The organism is Cupriavidus sp. SIMBA_020 (genome assembly GCF_046535395.1).
In the GTDB taxonomy this organism is placed as follows: domain Bacteria; phylum Pseudomonadota; class Gammaproteobacteria; order Burkholderiales; family Burkholderiaceae; genus Cupriavidus; species Cupriavidus campinensis.
In genome coordinates this window covers 93607-107569 of the sequence record NZ_JAWRWU010000013.1, presented here as the reverse complement: position 1 = coordinate 107569, position 13963 = coordinate 93607, and the positions used below count along the sequence as shown (strand labels likewise).

Genomic DNA, 13963 nt, shown 5'->3' with positions numbered 1-13963 from the left:
CGGCCCGGCAACGGCCGGCAGGCCAGCGTGGATGCCCCCTCGGCGATTGTGGCGCGCGCCTTGCAAGGTGAAGAGGTTTCATCGCCTGCATCGCGCACACCGTGGAGGAAACCGCCATGCCAACCCTGACCCCTGCCCATCTCGACATGCTGCGCCAGGCCGTGCGCGGCAAGGTCCTGCTGCCCGCCGACCCGGGCTATGACACGGCCCGCACCGTCTGGAACGCCACTGTGGACAAGCGGCCCGCCGTCATCGTGCAATGTACGGGCACCGCCGACGTGATCCAGGCCGTCAACTTCGCGCGAGACCGCGGGCTGGTGCTGGCCGTGCGCGGCGGCGGACACAATATCGCAGGCAGTGCGATCTGCGCGGACGGGCTGGTCATCGACCTCTCCGCGCACCGCAGTGTCCAGATCGATCCCAAGGAAAAAGTGGCCTGGGTCAGCGGCGGCGCCTTGCTGGCCGATTTCGATCACGAGGCGCAGGCGCTCGGGCTGGCCACGCCGCTCGGCATCAACTCCACCACCGGCGTGGCCGGGTTGACGCTCGGCGGCGGGTTTGGCTGGCTGACGCGCCAGTACGGCATGACTGTGGATAACCTGCTCGGCTGCGAGGTGGTGACCGCCGATGGCCAGCGCCGCTGGGCCAGCGCCACCGAGGAGCCCGACCTGTTCTGGGCCTTGCGCGGTGGCGGCGGCAACTTCGGCGTGGTCACGCTGTTCCAGTTCAAGCTGCACGATGTCGGGCCGATGGTCACCACCGGGCTGCTTGTCTTCCCCGCCGCCGAAGGCAAGTCGGTGCTGCGCCAGTACCGCACCTTCGCGGAAAATGCGATGCCGGAGGACCTGAACGTCTGGGTCGTGCTGCGCAAGGCGCCGCCGCTGCCGTTCCTGCCGGCCTCCGCGCATGGCAGCGACGTGGTGATCCTGGCCGTGTTCTACAACGGCGACCCCGACAAGGCCGATGCGGCCATCGCCCCGCTGCGCCAGTTCGGCCAGACCGTGGGCGAGCATGTGGGGCCGGCGCCGTACGCGGCGTGGCAGCAGGCGTTCGACCCGCTGCTCGGCCCGGGCGCGCGCAACTACTGGAAATCGCACAATTTCTCGGGTCTGGACGATGCTGCCATCGATGCGATGACCGACTTCGCGCTGCGCCTGCCGTCGCCGCTGGCGGACATCTTCATCGGCCATGTGGGCGGAGTGGCCAACCGCGTGCCGCCCGATGCCACCGCCTACGCGCACCGCAACGCCCGCTACGTGATGAACGTACACGCGCGCTGGGAGCGCAATGACGAGGACGCCGCCTGCATCGCCTGGGCGCGCGACTTCTTCCGCGCCACCGAGCCGTACGCCACGGGCGGTGTCTACGTGAACTTCCTGACCGAGGAGGAAACCGCGCGCGTGGGCGCCGCCTACGGGCCGAACTACGACCGCCTGGCGCGCATCAAGCGCCAATACGATCCGCAGAACCTGTTCTGCACAAACCAGAACATCGCCCCGGCACCGTAAGCCGGGGTTGGACGCCCGTGGCGGACACGTTCCGCCACACATCGCCGGACCATGCGTTGCTATGATGGCGGCCATGGCCGGCGACTTCCTCATCCCTCATCACGAATACGAGATCACCGCGATCCGCGCCCAGGGCGCGGGCGGGCAGAACATCAACAAGGTGTCCAACGCGGTGCACCTGCGCTACGACGTACGCACGGCGTCGCTGGCGGCCGACCACAAGGAGCGGCTGCTGGCCCTGCACGACCACCGCATCACCCGCGACGGCGTAATCGTCATCAAGGCGCAGCAGCACCGCAGCCTGGAGATGAACCGCGAGGAAGCGGTCCGGCGCCTGCACGAGCTGGTGGAGAGCGTGGCCACGCCGCCGCGCACCCGGCGCGCCACGCGGCCCACGCTGGCGTCGCGCAAGCGGCGCATCGAGGCCAAGACCCAGCGCGGCCAGATCAAGGCGCTGCGCGGGCGCGTGGTTGACTAGGCGACCCGACGCCCCGGCGACCAGTCAACGATCCGTCACATTATTCGAACGTTTATTTCAAACGCACGGCGGGCGACTCGCCGGCGCGGGAATTGGAGGGCATGCTCGGTGTCCGCGCGTTGACTTCGCCCCCGAAACTCGGCGATTGTCTACGGCAGTCACGACCCGCTCCCACAGCCGCTCCATCCAGCCCCGCCCCCATGTCCATCGTCCAGCCCGCCGTTGCCCTCCAGCCTATTCCGCGCGACCCGGGCTGGCCCATCGTCGGCAATCTGTTCCAGATCACGCCGGGCGAGGTCGGGCAGCATCTGCTGGCGCGCAGCCGGCACCATGACGGCATCTTCGAGCTGGACTTCGCCGGGCGGCGCGTGCCGTTCGTGTCGTCCGTGGCGCTGGCCAGCGAGCTGTGCGACGCCACGCGCTTCCGCAAGATCATCGGCCCGCCGCTCTCCTACCTGCGCGACATGGCCGGCGACGGCCTGTTCACCGCGCACAGCGACGAGCCGAACTGGGGCTGCGCCCACCGCATCCTGATGCCGGCGTTCAGCCAGCGGGCGATGAAGGGCTACTTCGACGTGATGCTGCGCGTGGCCAACCGCCTCGTGGACAAGTGGGACCGCCAGGGCCCGGACGCCGATATCGCCGTGGCCGACGACATGACCCGGCTCACGCTGGACACCATCGCGCTGTCCGGTTTCGGCTACGACTTCGACTCGTTTTCCAGCGAACAGCTAGACCCGTTCATCGTGGCGATGGTCGGCGCGCTGGAAGAGGCGATGAACAAGCTCACGCGGCTGCCGATCCAGGACCGCTTCATGGGCCGCGCGCACCGCCAGTGCGCCGCGGACATCGCCTACATGCGCAACCTGGTGGACGATGTGATCCGCCAGCGCCGTGCCGCGCCCACCGCCGGCATGGACCTGCTGAACCTGATGCTGGAGGCGCGCGACCCCGAGACCGACCGCCGGCTGGACGACGCGAACATCCGCAACCAGGTCATCACCTTCCTGATTGCCGGGCACGAGACCACCAGCGGCCTGCTGACCTTCGCGCTCTACGAGCTGCTGCGCAACCCCGGCGTGCTGGCGCAGGCGTACGCGGAGGTGGACGCGGTGCTGCCGGGCGACGCCGCGCCGGTCTACGCCGATCTCGCCCGGATGCCGGTGCTGGACCGCGTGCTCAAGGAGACGCTGCGGCTCTGGCCGACCGCGCCGGCGTTTGCCGTGGCGCCGTTCGACGATGTGGTGATCGGCGGGCGCTACCACCTGCGCAAGGACCGGCGCATCTCGGTGGTGCTGACCGCGCTGCACCGCGACCCACAGGTGTGGGCCCACCCGGAGCGCTTCGATATCGACCGTTTCCTGCCCGAGCACGAGGCGCGGCTGCCGGCGCACGCCTACATGCCGTTCGGGCAGGGCGAGCGCGCGTGCATCGGCCGGCAGTTTGCGCTGACCGAGGCCAAGCTGGCGCTGGCGCTGATGCTGCGCCACTTCGCCTTCCACGACCCGTACGACTACCAGTTCAAGCTCAAGGAAACGCTGACGATCAAGCCCGACAACCTCGTGCTGCGCGCGCGGCGGCGCCGGCTGCACGAGCGCATCGCGGCCCAGCCCGTGGCGGCGGAGGCCACGCCCGCCGCGCAGGCCGAGGTACGGGGCCACGGGCAGGCGCTGACCGTGCTGTGCGCGTCGAGCCTGGGCACCGCGCGCGAGCTGGCCGAGCAGATCCACGCCGGGGCGGTAGGCGCCGGCTTTGCGGCGAAGCTGCAGGATCTGGACGAGATCGTCGGCGCGCTGCCGGCGTCGGGCATCGTGGTGATCGTCGCCGCTACCTACAACGGCCGCGCGCCGGACTCGGGCCGCCGCTTCGAGGCGATGCTGGATGCGGATGCCGACGCGCACGCGGCGGCCGGCTATCGCGCCGATGGCCTCCGGCTGGCGTTGCTCGGCTGTGGCAATTCCCAATGGGCGACGTATCAGGCCTTTCCGCGCCGCGTGTTCGACTTCTTCACGGCGGCAGGCGCCGTGCCGCTGCTGGCGCGTGGCGAAGCCGATGGCAACGGCGACTTCGACCAGTCCGCCGAACGCTGGCTGGGCCAGCTCTGGCAGGCCTTGCAGGCCGATGGCGTGGACCCGGGCGGGGCGGGCAACGGCGGCATCGTCGCGGAAGTCCGCAGTCTGGCGGCGATCCGCGCCGAGACGCTGCCGGCCGGCACCCAGGGCTGCACGGTGCTGTCGAATACCGAACTCGTGAACGATCCCAGCGGCTTGTGGGACTTTTCGCTGGAGGCGCCGCGCACCTCCACGCGCGACATCCGCCTGCAACTGCCGCCCGGCGTGACCTACCAGACCGGCGATCACCTGGCCGTCTGGCCGCAGAACGACGCCACGCTGGTGGAGGCGCTGTGCGAACGGCTCGACCTCGACGCGAACGCCATGGTCACGCTCTCCGCCCCGCAGGGCACTGGGCGCGGCCTGCCGATTGGCCAGCCGCTGCCGCTGCGGCAGTTGCTGACACACTTTGTTGAATTGCAGGACGTGGTTTCCCGGCAGACGCTGCGCGGGCTGATGCGCGCCACGCGCTGCCCGTTCACCCAGCAGGCGCTGGCGCTGCTGGCCTCGGACGATGCCGAGCGCGGCTACGCGGCGCAGGTGGCGGCGCTGCGGCTGGGGCTGCTCGACGTGCTGGTGGCGCATCCGGCGCTCACGCTGTCGCTGGAGGGCCTGCTCGGCTGCGTGGTGCCGATGCGGCCGCGCTTCTATTCGATTGCGTCGTCGCCGCTGGTGTCGCCGGACGTGGCGACGCTGCTGGTCGGCACGGTCTGGGCGCCGGCGCTGTCCGGGCGCGGGCAGTTCCGCGGCGTGGCTTCGACGTGGTTGCACGGGCTGGCGCCGGGTGCGCGCGTGGCGGCGTCCATCCGCACGCCGAACCCGCCGTTCGCGCCCGAGGCAGACCCGCGCGTGCCGATGCTGCTGATCGGCCCGGGCACCGGCATCGCGCCGTTCCGGGGCTTTATCGAGGAAAGGGCGGCGCAGCGCGCGGCGGGGCAAGCCGTGGCGCCGGTGCAACTCTACTTCGGCTGCCGCCATCCCTCGCACGACTGGCTCTACCGCGACGAGATCGCTGCCTGGGCCGGGCAGGGCGTGGCCGAAATCCATGTCGCCTATTCGGTGGTGCCGGAGGCGCCGCGCTACGTGCAGGATTTGCTCTGGCAACGGCGCGAAGCCGTCTGGGCGCAGATCGACGCCGGCGCGACGGTCTACGTCTGCGGCGATGGCCGACGCATGGCGCCAGCCGTACGCCAGACGCTGATCGACATCGGCACGCAGGTAGGCGGGATGGACGGCGCGCAGGCGTCCGACTGGTTCGCCGCGCTGGTGGCGCAGGGGCGGTACCGGCAGGACGTGTTCAACTGACGCCACGGATTGACGCGTTCGCTGGCAGAAATCGACGGATCATTGTCCGTCAGCCGCCCCGCGCCGTCCGTACGCTGGTAGCCATCCCTTTTATCCGGAGAACCCAATGGCTACCTCCGCCATGCGGCAGGCGCGCGTGCTGGCGCTGTGCCAGGCGCTTTACACCGCCGCGCTGTCCGTTGACCTGACGCTGACCGGGCTGGTTGGCTACACGCTCGCGCCGGACAAGGCGCTGGCCACCTTGCCGTTCGCGCTGATTACCGTGGCCTCGGCGCTCACCGCCATCGCCGCCGCGTTCCTGATCGAGCGTTTTGGCCGCCGGCTGGCGTTCTCGCTCGGGGGCCTGGCCTGCGCGCTGGGCGGCGTGGTCTCGGTCTGGGCGATCCATACCCATCACTTCGTGTTGTTCTGCGTCGGCACGGCGCTGGTCGGCGTGTTCCAGGCGTTTGCGCGCTTCTACCGGCTCGCCGCCGCCGATGCCGCGCCCGCGCCGGACAAGCCGCGCGCCATCTCGGCTGTGCTCACCGGCGGCGTGGTGGCCGCCGTCTGCGGGCCGGCCATCGCCGCGTGGAGCGCGGACATGATGCAGCCGCTGCCGTTCGCGGGCTCGTACGCGGTGGTCGCCGTGTTCGGCGTGCTGACCATGCTGGTGCTGGCTTTCGCCTACCGCGAACCGGCCTCGCTGGCAGCCGGCAGTGCCGCCAGCGATGGCCTGCCCGCACGCCCGCTCGGCGAAATCGTGCGCCAGCCGCTCTTCCTCGCCGCGTTCGCCAACAACGGCATCGGCAACGCGGTGATGATGTTCGTGATGACGGCCACGCCGATTGCCGCCGTGGCGTGCCAGCACACGATCACGCAGGGCGCGCAGATCATCGAATGGCACCTGGTCGGCATGTACGCGCCATCGTTCTTCTCGGGCTGGCTGCTGCAACGCTTCGGCAATCCGGCGATGCTGGCCAGCGGCATCGCGCTGTCGGCGCTTGCGGCGGTGGTGGCGCTGTGCTCGACGGCGCTGCCGGCCTTCTACCTCGCGCTGCTGTGCCTCGGCATCGGCTGGAACTTCATGTTCGTGGGCGGCACGACGCTGCTGGCGGGCAGCTACCGCACCGCCGAGCGCGCGCGCACCCAGGCGGCGGCCGAGTTTTCCGCCGCCGTGCTGACCGCGCTGGCTACGTTGGCGGCGGGGCAGGTGCTCCATCACTGGGGCTGGCAGGCCGTGAATCTGGCCGTGCTGCCGGCGCTGGCGCTTGCGCTGGTCATCACGTTGCGCTGGCAGCGGCATGCGCGGCGGGTGGGGGCGATGGCGGCGGCCTGATCGGCCGGCGTATGATCGTTGCCACTCCCTTCGCTCAAACCGCTCGATTCCCATGCCCACCGACCTCCATCTCATCGCCGCATCGCCCCGCGTGGTGGTGATCGTGGCGCCGGACCCGGCGCAGGAGCTTGATGTCACCGGGCCGACCGCCGTGTTCGGCGCAGCTAACAAGCTGTGCGGGCGCACCGAGCCGTTCTATGACGTGCGCGTGGTCAGCGTCAGCGACGACGCCATCGTGCGCACCGAAAGCGGCGTGCGGATGCTGGCCGACGCGCCGTACCACCGGATCGCCGACACCATCGGCCAGCCCATCGACACCCTGCTGATCTCGGGCGGCTCCGGCCATGCGGCGGCCTCTGACGACGCGCGGCTGATCGGCTGGATCCGCGAGCAGGCGCCCCGGGTGCGGCGGCTCGGCGCGGTCTGCACCGGCGCGTTCGTGCTCGCCCGCACGGGGCTGCTGGACGAAGCGCGCGTGACCACGCACTGGCGCCACGCGGACCGCCTGGCCACGCGCTATCCCCGGCTGACTGTCGATGCGGACCCGATCTGGATTCGCGCGGGCCGCTACTACACCTCGGCCGGCGTGACGGCGGGCATGGACCTGTCGCTGGCGCTGGTGGAGGAAGACCTGGGATACGCGGTGTCGCTGGAAGTGGCGCGGGAACTCGTCCTGTTCCTGCGTCGACCGGGCAACCAGGCGCAGTTCTCCACCTCGCTGCGCGCGCAGGCGGCGGAGAGCGTGGAGCTGCGGGCCTTGCAGGGATGGATGGCGGATCACCTCGACCGCGACCTCTCGGTGGCCGTGCTGGCCGAACGGGTGGCGATGAGCCCGCGCAACTTCGCGCGCGTGTTCGCCAGGCAGGTGGGGGAGACCCCGGCGCGCTACGTGGAGCGGCTGCGGGTGGAAGCGGTGCGGCGGATGCTGGAGGCCGGCGACCGCCGGCTGGAGAGCATCGCCCACGCCACCGGCTTCGCCAACGCGGACGTCATGCGGCAGGCCTTCCTGCGGCATGTGCAGACTACGCCGGAACGCTACCGGGCAGCCTTCCGGGCGGAGCGGGGCGCGGCGGCGTAGCCACGCGCCGGCCCCTATTCCCTCAGTCCAATTAACGGCTCGATTGCAGCGCGGCAATGCGCTGCTCGATCGGCGGATGGCTCGAGAACATCGCCAGCCACTTGCGGCCGCCCGAGATGCCCATCGCCTGCATGTTCTGCGGCAGGCCATCGGCATCCAGCCCGCCCAGGCGGCGCAGCGCCGAGACCATCGGCGTGGGGGTGCCCATCAGGCTGGCCGCGCCTGCGTCCGCACGGAATTCGCGCTGGCGCGAGAACCACGCCACGATCACGCTGGCCAGGATGCCGAAGAGCAGCTCGCAGACCACCACGGTGATCATGTAGCCGATGCCGGGGCCGCTCGACTCCTCGTCGTTGCGGCGCAGCCACGAATCCACGAAGTAGCCGACCACGCGCGCCATGAAGATCACGAAGGTGTTCACCACGCCCTGGATCAGGGTCAGGGTGACCATGTCGCCATTGGCGATGTGGGCCACTTCGTGCGCGAGCACGGCTTCCACTTCGTCGTGGGACATCGACTGGAGCAGGCCGGTGGACACCGCCACCAGCGAGCTTTTCTTCGACGCGCCCGTGGCGAAGGCATTCGGCTCGCCGTCATAGATGGCCACTTCGGGCATCGGCAGGCCGGCGCGGGTGGCGAGTTTCTCGACGGTCTGCATCAGCCACAACTCGGTGCTGGTGCTCGGATGGGTGATGACCTGGGCACCGACCGACCACTTGGCGATGGTCTTGGACATCAGCAGCGAGATGAACGAGCCGCCGAAGCCCATCAGCGCGGCGAACGCCAGCAGCATGCCGAGGTTGAGGCCGTTGGCGGTCAGATAGCGGTTCACGCCCAGCAGGCTGGCCGCGACGCTGAGGACGAGCATGACGGCGATGTTGGTCGCCAGGAACAGGAAAATGCGTTTCATGGTGTGTGGGGCAAGGATAAATACGCGGACGAGCCGCAGGCGCGCGCGGCGCTGACTGGGCGCCGCACGACAAACGGGGCGCGCCCAGCCGGCCAGTGGCGGCAGCGCGCGCAATGGGGATCAGCCGCGCGGCGGGCGCGGCAGGCGGGGAAGGTGGGGGTCCGGCAGCGTGATGCTGGCGTAGCGCGGCAAGGCGCCGCGCACAGGTGGGGCGGCCACGCGCGGCATCGGCGCGGGCAGCAGCTGTTCGGCGAAGTCGGCGCCAGGCGGCGAGGGCTCGGCGTTGTCGGCCGGCATCGGCAGGCCCGGCTCGGCTGGGGCGTCCGGAGCGGCGAAGTCGGCCTGGTCCGCCAGCACGGGGTCGGCGGCCATCACCACCGCATGCATCGACGTCTCCGCCTGGGCCACTGGCGTGCTGACGCCTGCCCAGGCCTGCAACGGCAGGAAGGCAAGCAGCACGATCATCAGCAGGAGCCGAAGCGGTTGCACAGGGCGGTGTGACGGAGGGGACGACATTGGCGTCGATTCTACCGCAGGGGGCTGGGGTCGGTGGCCCGGCAGCAACCTGACGCCAAATCGCCTACACTGCCTCGGCAACCCTGTATTCGCTACAGGGATTTCCGAACCCGGAGGACCAGACCATGCGTATCGGCGAACTGTCCCGCCACAGCGGCTGCGACGTCGAGACCATCCGCTATTACGAACGCGAGGGGCTGCTCGACGCCCCGCAGCGCGAGGACAACGGCTATCGCCGCTATGGCGACCCGCACCTCGTACAGCTCAACTTCGTGCGCCATTGCCGTTCGCTGGGCATGAGCCTGTCCGATGTGCGGCGGCTGCGTGATTTCCAGCGCAACCCGGCGATGGCGTGTGGCGATATCGACACATTGCTCGACCGCCAGATCGACCAGATCCACGCCCAGCGCGTGGCGCTGGAAGCGCTGGAAGGGCAGTTGCGTGCGCTGCGGCATACCTGCGAGAACCCGAACCCGCATCCGGCCAGCGAGTGCGGGATTCTCCAGAACCTCCAGCAGGCGGCCGAAGGAGCAGCCTGCGAATGTCATCCACGGCATTGATGTGATACGCTCAATTGTATGAATGCATATCAATGCAACGCATAGGGTACACCCTCGGCGCGCGCCCGCGGACGGCTGTGCTAGCATGGCCGTTCGTAACCCCTGCATCTCAGATCATTCTCACGATGTCTCGTCACCGGCCTCTCGCAGCATTCGCCATAGTCCGCTTCCAGCGGCCGGCGGGTGCGTGCGCGCTGGTGGCGCCCATCGCCATGCGCAGCATCGACCGCCGGATCAACGCCCCGCTTGATCCCGCCCGGTTCCCGGCCTGACCGACCCCCAACAAGCGGGCCCGGCGCCGAACCGGGCCCGAGTCACCGCAGCATCCATCCTGCCGGCGTCGCCACATCGCGCCGGCCATTGAATTCCTGACACCCTGGCCGCCGCGCGCCTGAATCTGCGTCCGGCCGCCGCCTTGCGAGAGAGACCTTTGCCATGGCCAAGTCCACCGGCGTTTCCAGCAACGCCCCCACCCTGTACCTGACCGAGCTGGACGTGACGCGCCTGGAAGGCATCGCCAGCCGCGCCGCCACCGCCGAACTCGACGAAATGCTGGACGCGCTGCTGACGCGCGCGGCTATCGTGCCGCCGGACGCCATTCCCAAGGACGTGGTGACGATGAACTCCCGTGTGGTCTGCGCGCTGGAAGGGGAGCCCGCGCCGCGCGACTGGACGCTGGTCTATCCGGACGATGCCGACCTGGCCGCCGGCCGCCTCTCGGTGCTGTCCCCGGTGGGGCAGGCGCTGCTCGGCGCCCGCGCCGGCCAGACCGTGGACTACCGCCTGCCGGACGGCCGCCAGCAACGCGTGACCGTGCTGGAAGTGGCCTTCCAGCCCGAGGCCAGCGGCCAGTTCACGCTCTGATCCCGCGCTGACTTCGCGCTGAGCCACCGGTCATCCGCCCAGGATTGACCGGTCAACGCGGCTGGCACCCCGCCAGTCGCGCCCCGCGGCCACCGTTCATCGGCAGGTCCGGCGTTTCACGGCGTGCAACGCACCATTCGTCGCAGCGGTATTTCTCGTTGACGGCCGACCCTCTAACCTTCACTCCGTGCTCAGATGGCAACGCAGATTGTTCATCCGGGCAGCAGTTCAGCTGTCTACATAAAAAAGCAGTGAATCAGTTGAAGGAGTCCCAGATGAACGCCAAACATATCCTTGGCGGCGCCCTTGTGTTCGCCGCATTCGCAGCGTCAACCGCGGCCATGGCCGCGCCGGCCGCCACCAGCAAGGCTGGCAAGTTCGACGTCTATGCCGATGCCTTGCGCACCGGCAGGTTCGATGTCTACACGGACGGCGCGAAGACCGGCCCGTACGACACGTTCACGGATGGCGCCCGCCAGGGCCCGTTCAACCCGTACGGCGAAGGCACCCGGCAAGGCAAGTTCGACAGCTTCAGCGAAGGCAGCCGTGCGTTCAGCGGCGAAATCTCCGCCAGCCCGCTCGACAACTCGCGCAATGGCGATTTGTATGGCTACAACTATCGCGTCTGAGCGTAGCCAGTCCTGACGGACAACGCGGCCACTTAGGTGGCCGCGACAGTTTTCTCTCCCACCTGCCGGCCGACCTCCTCCTTCTCTCTCTCCGCCCGGCAGGTGATTTTTCCCTGCACAACTCAGCGCGGCCTTATAACTTCTTCGCCGCAAACGTGTCGCATTTGCGGATATCCCCCGTGGTCAGCCCCTGCCTGAGCCAGCGCACGCGTTGTTCGCTCGTGCCATGGGTGAACGCCTCCGGCACCACGTAGCCCTGCGCCTGCCGTTGCAGGCGGTCGTCGCCAATCGCGGCGGCGGCTTTCAGCCCTTCTTCCACATCGCCCGCCTCCAGCAGTGCCTGATTGGCCTTTTGCGCCGTCGCGGCCCAGACGCCGGCCAGGCAGTCGGCCTGCAATTCCATGCGGACGGACAACTGGTTTGCCTGCGCCTCGCCCATGCGGCGGCGCGCGGCGTCTACCTTGGCGGACACCCCGAGCAGGTTCTGCACATGGTGGCCAATCTCGTGGGCAATCACGTATGCCTGGGCGAAGTCCCCGCTCGCGCCGAAGCGCTTGCGCAGTTCGTCATAAAAGGCCAGGTCGATATAGACCTTCTGGTCGCCCGGGCAGTAGAACGGCCCCATCGCCGACTGCCCGGTGCCGCACGCCGTGGGCGTGGCGCCCGAGAACAGCACCAGCGTGGGCGGCGCGTAGCGGCGGTTCAGGTCGGTCTCGAAGATGTGCTCCCATGTGCGCTCGGTATTGCCGAGCACCTTGCGCGTGAACACGGTGAGCTGGTCGGTGGCCGGCGGGCGGTGCGCCTGGGACTGCGGCGCCTGCTGCGGCTGGCCCTGGATGACCGAGGCGCCCTGGAAAATCAGCGACGGATCGATCCCAAAGAAATACGAGGCCGCCAGCGCGATGACGATGGTGCCGATACCGATGGACTTGCCGCCGATGGGGAAGCCTCCGCCGCCAAATCCGCCGCCACGGCGGTCTTCCACATTCTGGCTTTCGGCTTCGTCGTCGAGACGCATGAGGGCTCCGTCATATCTTGAATGGCGGCGGCCGCGTGGGGCCGCCATATGTCGGAGCAGTATAGCAATGGCGCCCGACGGTAGATGTCAGCCATCCACCGTCAGGCACATCCCTTAGTGGCCCTCAGCGGGCCCTCAGACCGCCGCCGGCTGGCGCAGCGCGCCGCCGATGCCGAGGTCCGCGTCCAGGCTGCCCGCCACCTCGGTGCCGACTTCGGCCACGCGCAGCAGGTTGGTGGTGCCGCCCTGGCCGAACGGCATGCCCGCCGCGATGGTGATCTGGTCGCCCGGCGCCGCGTAGCCTTCCACCAGGGCCGCGCGGGTGGCGGCTTCCACCATCTCGTCCACGCTCTGCACGTCCGGGCTGACCGTCGAATGAATCCCCCAGGCCATGGCCAGCCGCCGTGCAATCTCAAGATTCGGCGTGATGCTGACGATGGGCGCGCACGGCCGCTCGCGCGCGGCGCGCAGTGCTGTGGCGCCAGACGACGTGTACGTCACCGTGGCCCGCGCGCCAATGATCTGCGTGACCTCGCGCAGCGCCGCGCAGATCGCATCCTGGCGCGTGGAAAGCGGCGCCTCGTGCTGCGCATCGATCATATTGCGGTACAGCGGGTCCTGCTCCACCTCGGTGATGATCCGGTCCATCATCGATACCGCCGGTACCGGATGCCGGCCGTTGGCCGATTCGGCGGACAGCATCACCGCGTCGGCGCCGTCGTAGATCGCGCTGGCCACGTCCGAGGCCTCGGCGCGCGTGGGCACCGGCGAGTCGATCATCGATTCCAGCATCTGCGTGGCGATGACGATGGGTTTGCCGAGCTGGCGGCAGATGCGCAGGATGCGCTTCTGCACGCCCGGCACGCGCTCGGGCGGCAGTTCCACGCCGAGGTCGCCGCGCGCCACCATCACCGCGTCGGACACGCGCACGATCTCTTCCAGCTGTTGCAGTGCCGCCGGCTTCTCGATCTTGGACAGCACGCCTGCGCGCGTGCCGATAATCTCGCGCGCCTCGGCGATGTCCGAGGGCCGCTGCACGAAGGACAGCGCGATCCAGTCCGCCCCCAGCTCCAGCGCGAAGGCCAGGTCGCGGCGGTCCTTCTCGGTCAGCGCGGGGATCGGGATCACCGCGTCCGGCACGTTCACGCCCTTGCGGTCGGACAGCGTGCCGTTGTTGGCCACACGCGTGGTGATGCTGCCGCTCGCCACGGACACGATGTTGAGCCGCACCTTGCCGTCATCGATCAGCAGCGACTGCCCGGCGCTGGCCGCGCGGAACAGCTCCGGGTGCGGCAGGTAGACGCGCGTGGCATCGCCGGGCGTGGGGTCGCTGTCGAGCACGAAGCTATCGCCGGCCTTGACCGCCACCTTGCCCACCGCGAAGGTGCCGATGCGCAGCTTCGGGCCCTGCAGGTCGGCCAGGATGGCGATGGGGCGGCCGGTCTCGGCTTCCACCTGGCGCACGGCGTCGTAGCGCGTGCGATGGTCCTCGTGCGTGCCGTGGCTGAAGTTCAGCCGGAACACGTCCGCGCCGGCATCGAACAATTGGCGGATGACCGCGATGTCCGAACTGGCGGGTCCGAGCGTGGCAACGATCTTGGCTTTGCGCTGGCGTCTCATGATGTCTCCTTCCTGTTTCCGTGGGGCTCTTGTGCGTCTTGTGGGGCGGCG

The 13963-nt window shown here is 69.3% G+C and carries 12 protein-coding genes; 8 read left to right on the top strand and 4 right to left on the bottom strand.

The window, feature by feature from the left end:
• The first annotated feature begins 116 nt into the window (after window positions 1-116).
• The 5 genes from SB751_RS22195 (at window position 117) to SB751_RS22175 (ending at window position 7795) form a co-directional block, all read left to right on the top strand.
• Window positions 117-1508 (top strand): FAD-binding oxidoreductase, encoded by a 1392-nt coding sequence (locus SB751_RS22195; protein ID WP_144202132.1) that lies wholly within the window; start codon window positions 117-119, stop codon window positions 1506-1508.
• A 64-nt stretch (window positions 1509-1572) separates the two neighbouring features.
• On the top strand, window positions 1573-1986 hold the full coding sequence (gene arfB, locus SB751_RS22190) for an alternative ribosome rescue aminoacyl-tRNA hydrolase ArfB (RefSeq protein ID WP_377732348.1): 414 nt from the start codon (window positions 1573-1575) through the stop codon (window positions 1984-1986).
• A 200-nt stretch (window positions 1987-2186) separates the two neighbouring features.
• On the top strand, window positions 2187-5402 hold the full coding sequence (locus SB751_RS22185) for a bifunctional cytochrome P450/NADPH--P450 reductase (RefSeq protein WP_144202130.1): 3216 nt from the start codon (window positions 2187-2189) through the stop codon (window positions 5400-5402).
• A 106-nt stretch (window positions 5403-5508) separates the two neighbouring features.
• Window positions 5509-6717, top strand: a complete 1209-nt coding sequence (locus tag SB751_RS22180) for an MFS transporter (protein ID WP_410748553.1) — start codon at window positions 5509-5511, stop codon at window positions 6715-6717.
• 52 nt (window positions 6718-6769) lie between these two features.
• The gene (locus SB751_RS22175) at window positions 6770-7795 is read left to right on the top strand and encodes a GlxA family transcriptional regulator (protein WP_144202125.1); all 1026 of its coding nucleotides are present in this window, start codon (window positions 6770-6772) and stop codon (window positions 7793-7795) included.
• A gap of 31 nt (window positions 7796-7826) precedes the next feature.
• Here the strand turns inward: SB751_RS22175 and htpX are convergent, their stop codons facing one another.
• Together htpX and SB751_RS22165 are read right to left on the bottom strand one after the other, a co-directional pair.
• Window positions 7827-8705, bottom strand: coding sequence for a protease HtpX (gene htpX, locus SB751_RS22170; protein WP_144202123.1), 879 nt, complete (start codon window positions 8703-8705; stop codon window positions 7827-7829).
• Between the two features lie 120 nt (window positions 8706-8825).
• Window positions 8826-9170, bottom strand: coding sequence for a hypothetical protein (locus SB751_RS22165; RefSeq protein WP_144202121.1), 345 nt, complete (start codon window positions 9168-9170; stop codon window positions 8826-8828).
• Between the two features lie 176 nt (window positions 9171-9346).
• On the opposite strand from SB751_RS22165, the gene SB751_RS22160 reads away from it, so the two are divergent.
• The 3 genes from SB751_RS22160 (at window position 9347) to SB751_RS22150 (ending at window position 11274) form a co-directional block, all read left to right on the top strand.
• The gene (locus SB751_RS22160) at window positions 9347-9781 is read left to right on the top strand and encodes a Cd(II)/Pb(II)-responsive transcriptional regulator (protein WP_144202119.1); all 435 of its coding nucleotides are present in this window, start codon (window positions 9347-9349) and stop codon (window positions 9779-9781) included.
• A 435-nt stretch (window positions 9782-10216) separates the two neighbouring features.
• The gene (gene rnk, locus SB751_RS22155) at window positions 10217-10645 is read left to right on the top strand and encodes a nucleoside diphosphate kinase regulator (RefSeq protein WP_144202117.1); all 429 of its coding nucleotides are present in this window, start codon (window positions 10217-10219) and stop codon (window positions 10643-10645) included.
• 275 nt (window positions 10646-10920) lie between these two features.
• Entirely contained in the window at window positions 10921-11274 is a 354-nt protein-coding gene (locus SB751_RS22150; protein WP_144202115.1) for a hypothetical protein, read from the top strand.
• Window positions 11275-11407: 133 nt separating this feature from the next.
• Here the strand turns inward: SB751_RS22150 and SB751_RS22145 are convergent, their stop codons facing one another.
• The gene (locus tag SB751_RS22145) at window positions 11408-12292 is read right to left on the bottom strand and encodes a neutral zinc metallopeptidase (protein WP_144202113.1); all 885 of its coding nucleotides are present in this window, start codon (window positions 12290-12292) and stop codon (window positions 11408-11410) included.
• 135 nt (window positions 12293-12427) lie between these two features.
• Window positions 12428-13912 (bottom strand): pyruvate kinase, encoded by a 1485-nt coding sequence (gene pyk / locus SB751_RS22140; RefSeq protein WP_144202111.1) that lies wholly within the window; start codon window positions 13910-13912, stop codon window positions 12428-12430.
• Window positions 13913-13963: the final 51 nt, after the last annotated feature.